Below are 4779 nucleotides of genomic sequence, written 5' to 3' on the forward strand. Positions count from 1 at the left end.
GACCGGGGGCGGGGCGACCGGCGCGGCGGACGGGCCCGCGGCCTCCGTCGGACCGGACGGACAGCGGTACGGCGAGCGGGACGGTGACGCCGACCACCGCTCCACGTTCGCCCTCGACGTCGACACCGCCTCCTACGGCTACGCCCGCCGCACCCTGGCGCAGGGCGCCCTGCCCGACCCGGCGTCGGTGCGGCCCGAGGAGTTCGTCAACAGCTTCCGCCAGGGCTACCCGCGCCCCGAGGGCAACGGCTTCTCGGTCACCGTGGACGGCGCCCGCACCGGCGACGACGGCTGGCGCTTGATGCGGGTGGGCCTGGCCACGGCACAGGCGCCCGCGGACGGCGAACGCCCGCCCGCGGCCCTCACCTTCGTCGTCGACATCTCCGGTTCGATGGCCGAGCCCGGCCGCCTGGACCTGGTCAAGAGCTCCCTTGCCACGCTCACCGACCAGCTCCGCGCCGACGACTCGATCGCCCTGGTCACCTTCAGCGACGAGGCGAGGACGGTGCTGCCGATGACGCGGCTCGGCGAGCGGGACGGCGAGGTTCGCCACCACGTCCGGGAAGCCGTCGACACCCTGGAGCCCACCGACTCCACCAACCTCGACGCGGGCATCACCACCGGCTACGCCACCGCGGTCGAGGGGGCCAGGGCCGGCGCCACCAACCGCGTCGTCCTCCTGTCCGACGCGCTCGCCAACACCGGCGAGACCACCGCGGACGGCATCCTCGAACGCATCGGGGACGCCCGCCGCACCCACGGCATCACGCTCTTCGGCGTCGGAGTCGGCAGCGACTACGGCGACGCGCTGATGGAGAAGCTCGTCGACAAGGGCGACGGCCACACCACGTACGTCTCCTCACCGGCCGACGCCCGCAAGGTCTTCGTCCAACAGCTCCCGGAGAACGTCCAGTTGCGGGCGCGCGACGCGAAGGCCCAGGTCGTCTTCGACTCGGACACGGTCGCCGACTTCCGTCTCCTCGGCTACGACGACCGGCGCGTCGCCGACGACGACTTCCGCGACGACCGCGTCGACGGCGGCGAGGTCGGCCCCGGCCACACGGTGACGGCGCTGTACGCGGTGAAGCTGCGCGAGGGAGCCGGGGGCCGGGTGGCGACGGCGACGGTCCGCTGGCTCGACCCGGAGAGCCGGGCACCCCGCGAGGCCTCCGGCACGGTCACCGCGTCGGCGCTCGCCCGCGACCTGTGGTCGCAGGAGACCCCGCCCCGCCTGCGCCTCGCCGCGTCCGCCGCGTACTTCGCCCACCGCTTGGGCAACGGATCCGAGGAGGCGTTCCCCGCCGAGCCCTCGCTGGAGCGGATCGCCTCCTACGTACGGGAGTTGGGGGCGGCGACGGAGGAAGCGGATGTCCGGCAGCTGGGGGACGCGGTGCGGGACGCGGAGAGGTTGAAGCGGCGGGCGGCCCGGTCCTGAGTACCGCTGCTCAGGACCGGGCGGCCGACGTGCTCAGCGCGAGGCGCTACCTGATCTGACGCCCCGAGATGGCCCGCGCGATCACCAGCCGCTGGATCTCGCTCGTCCCCTCGAAGATCGTGTAGATCTTGGCGTCCCGGTACATCCGCTCCACCGGATGCTCCCGGCTGTACCCGGCGCCGCCGAGCACCTGGATCGCCTTCTCGGTCGAGGCGACCGCGAGTTCGCCGGCCCGCAGCTTCGACATCGAGCCCTGGCCCGCGTCGAAGACCTTGTCGTTGCGGGCCATCCAGGAGGCCTGCCAGATCAGCAGCCGGCACGCCTCGATCTCGGTGCGCAGATCGGCGAGGGCGAACGCGATCGCCTGGTTCTCGATGATCGGGCGGCCGAACGCCTCCCGGTCCCCGGCGTACTCCAGCGCGTACTCGTACGCCGCCCGCGCGATGCCCAACGCCTGTGCGCCGACGGTCGGGCGGCTCACCTCGAAGGTGGACATGGCGGCCTGCCCCTTGGCGCGAGTCCCCTCGCGGGCCCGCGCGAGGCGTCGGTCCAGCCGCTCCTTGCCGCCGAGCAGGCAGTGCCCGGGGACACGGACGTCGTCCAGGAAGACATCGGCGGTGTGCGAGGCCCGCAACCCCAACTTCCTTATTTTGCGGGCCCCTTCGAGGCCGGGTGTGCCCGGCGGCACGAGGAACGCCGCCTGCCCGCGCGAGCCGAGGTCCGGGTCCACGGAGGCGACCACTACATGGACGTTCGCGATGCCGCCGTTGGTGATCCACGCCTTCTGCCCGTTGATCACCCACTCGTCCTTCGCCTCGTCGTACCGGGCGCGGGTGCGCATCGCCGCCACGTCCGAGCCGGCCTGCGGCTCCGAGACGCAGAACGCCGCGACCTTCGGGTCCGTCTCGTCACCGAAGCACTGCGGCACCCACTCGGCCAACTGGTCGGGCGTGCCCGAGGAGAAGATCCCGGCCACCGCCAGCGACGTACCGAACAGCGCCATGCCGATGCCCGCGTCGCCCCAGAAGAGCTCCTCGTTGGCGATCTGCAAGGAGATCCCGCTCGGGTCGCCGAAGAGGTCCGCCAGCGACTCGAACCCGTACAGGCCGATCTTCGCGGCCTCCCGGATCACCGGCCAGGGGGTCTCCTCGCGCTCGTCCCACTCGGCGGCCGCGGGGCGCACCACGTCGACGGCGAATCCGTGCACCCAGTCGCGCAGGTCCCGCTGCTCTTCGCTCAGTTCGAGGGAGAAAGCCATGATGGAGTCGGTCCCCCTACGCCTTGGGAATGTCGAAGTAGCGGGTCAGGCCGGCGGCGAGCGCGACATCGCCCGCGATCTTCACCTTGCGCATCATGAACATCGTGACGGGCGAGGAGTTGCCCGAGACCAGCTTGAGGAAGTCGGCGTCGCCCATGACGAGCGTGACGCGCGGGTCCGCGTGCGAGCGGCCCTCGGTGACCGTGCACGTGCCGCCGGTGATCTTCGTCTCGTAGACGGCCTCGGGGCTCTCGCCCTGGGGCGTGATCTTCCAGCGGATGAGCGCCTCCAGCGTCCCGGCGACCTCCGGCTTGAACTGCCGCTCCATGCGCCCGAAGACCTCCTTCAGGACGCGGGCGCGCAGGGTGCTGTCCCGTGCGATCTCGTCGATCTCCTTCGCGGACATGCCCTTCACGATCCGCGCGAACTCCTCGGGCGTGACGCTCGCGAAGTCGAGCGCCGCGATGTCGTCGGCACCGCTCATGGACTCACTCTCCTTACTAAGCAGTAAACTTACCGATTGGTAAGGTTACGGCGAGGTAGGTAGGCTGACAAGGGTGACGGGGACATCGGGAGCGGCTCAAGGGCGCACGGCAGGCCACCGCAAGCGCGTACCGCGGCAGGTGCGCGAGCAGCAGATCATCGACGTGGCCGTACGGGTCTTCGCCAAGCGTGGCTATCACGCGGCCTCCGTGGACGAGATCGCCGAACTCGCCGGAATCTCCAAACCGATGGTGTATCTGTACCTGGATTCGAAGGAAGGGCTGTTCCTGGCGTGCCTGCGCCGGGAGGCCGAGCGGCTCGTCGCCGCGTTCCAGGAGGCCGCGCGCGGGGCCGGCACGGCGCCCGAACTGCGCCTGTACGCGGGCCTGTCCGCGTTCTTCGCGTTCGTCGCCGAGCACCGGGACAGCTGGGTCGTGCTGCACCGGCAGGCATCGGAACTGAGCGAGGCGATCGCCGCCGCCGTCGGCGAGGCCCGGCGCGCGGTCATGGCCGAGGTCGCGGGCCTGGTCAGGGACGGCATCACGGACAGCGGGCGCGGCGCCCGACTGGGCTCCCAGGACGCCGACTTCGTGGCCCACGCCCTGGTCGGCGCCGCCGACTCCCTGACCGACTGGATGGAGCGCAACCCCGGGCAGTCGCCCGAGGGCATCGCGTTGCAGTTGATGAACATGGTGTGGGTGGGGATGCGCGACGTATTGGAGGGGGAGGCCTGGGTGCCGGAGGCGCCGGACCGGGGTTGAGGCCCCGCTCGGGGATGCGTCCCGGCTGCCGCTGCCGCTGCCGCTGCCGCTGGTGCTGGTGCTTCTGCCGTGCGAGCGGGGCCGGTCAGGGGCGGACCGCGGCCTGCGGCACTGCCTCCGCCGTCACTTCCGACTCCGGCGTCGCCGGCGACGTGGCTTCCGGCGCCCCCGTGTCGGTCGGCGGCGCCCCCGGCGTCCGGTAGCGCCGCAACGGCCCGTTCACCGCCGCGACCACCCCGACCGCCAGCGCCGCAGCCAGGCCCCCGGTCACCAGCGAGAACGACGCCGACGTCGCCGATGCCACCAACCCGCCCCGGAAATTACCCAGTTCGGGGCCCGCGACCCCGATGACGTGTTCCATCGACGAGACACGGCCCCGGTACGCGTCCGGCGTCTCCCACTGCACCAGCGCACTGCGCGTCACCACGGACACGGTGTCGGCGGCACCGGCCACCGCCAGGCAGGCGAGGGCCGCCCACAGGGGTCCGGCCGTGCCGAATCCCGCCAGGCCCAGGCCCCAGATGACCCCCGCCGCCAGCTGGACCAGGCCGCCGCGCCGTGCCCGGGTCACCGTGCCGGAGAGCAGCCCGGCGGTGATCCCGCCGACCGCGACCGCCGAGAGGAACAGGCCGAGGGTCCGCGGATCGCCGCCGAAACGAGCCTCGTTGACGAGCGGGAACAGTGCGATCGGCATGGCCAGCAACGTCGCGGACAGGTCGGTCGCCATCGAGCCCCACAGCGTGGGGCGGCGCAGGACGACCCGCCAACTGCCCCGCCGGGCCCGGCGCCGGGTGCTGCCCTCGGGGCGGGTCGCGGGCAGCCGGACCACGCCGAGCAGGGCC

The 4779-nt window shown here is 72.4% G+C and carries 5 protein-coding genes; 2 read left to right on the forward strand and 3 right to left on the reverse strand.

The window, feature by feature from the left end; all coding sequences use genetic code 11:
- Positions 1–1435 (forward strand): von Willebrand factor type A domain-containing protein (locus G3I40_RS08455; RefSeq protein ID WP_164301547.1); only part of this gene is annotated, 1435 nt, incomplete at its 5' end.
- 46 nt (positions 1436–1481) lie between these two features.
- On the opposite strand, the gene G3I40_RS08460 is transcribed toward G3I40_RS08455, so the two are convergent.
- Both G3I40_RS08460 and G3I40_RS08465 read right to left on the reverse strand, forming a co-directional pair.
- The gene (locus tag G3I40_RS08460; protein WP_164301551.1) at positions 1482–2696 is read right to left on the reverse strand and encodes an acyl-CoA dehydrogenase family protein; all 1215 of its coding nucleotides are present in this window, start codon (positions 2694–2696) and stop codon (positions 1482–1484) included.
- A 13-nt stretch (positions 2697–2709) separates the two neighbouring features.
- Positions 2710–3177, reverse strand: coding sequence for an SCP2 sterol-binding domain-containing protein (locus G3I40_RS08465; RefSeq protein ID WP_164301548.1), 468 nt, complete (start codon positions 3175–3177; stop codon positions 2710–2712).
- 73 nt (positions 3178–3250) lie between these two features.
- Here G3I40_RS08465 and G3I40_RS08470 point away from each other — a divergent pair, with 73 nt between their 5' ends.
- Positions 3251–3937, forward strand: coding sequence for a TetR/AcrR family transcriptional regulator (locus G3I40_RS08470; RefSeq protein WP_164301549.1), 687 nt, complete (start codon positions 3251–3253; stop codon positions 3935–3937).
- Between the two features lie 85 nt (positions 3938–4022).
- Here the strand turns inward: G3I40_RS08470 and G3I40_RS08475 are convergent.
- Positions 4023–4779, reverse strand: a 757-nt coding sequence (locus G3I40_RS08475) for an MFS transporter (protein WP_164301550.1), incomplete at its 5' end; no start/stop codon positions are given.

The sequence above is a fragment of the Streptomyces sp. SID14478 genome (assembly GCF_010548525.1).
In the GTDB taxonomy this organism is placed as follows: Bacteria; Actinomycetota; Actinomycetes; order Streptomycetales; family Streptomycetaceae; genus Streptomyces.

Bases quoted from the DNA above. Each gene is read 5' to 3' on its own strand.
- G3I40_RS08465 (WP_164301548.1), bottom strand. From the start codon at position 3,177: ATGAGCGGTGCCGACGACATCGCGGCGCTCGACTTCGCGAGCGTCACG.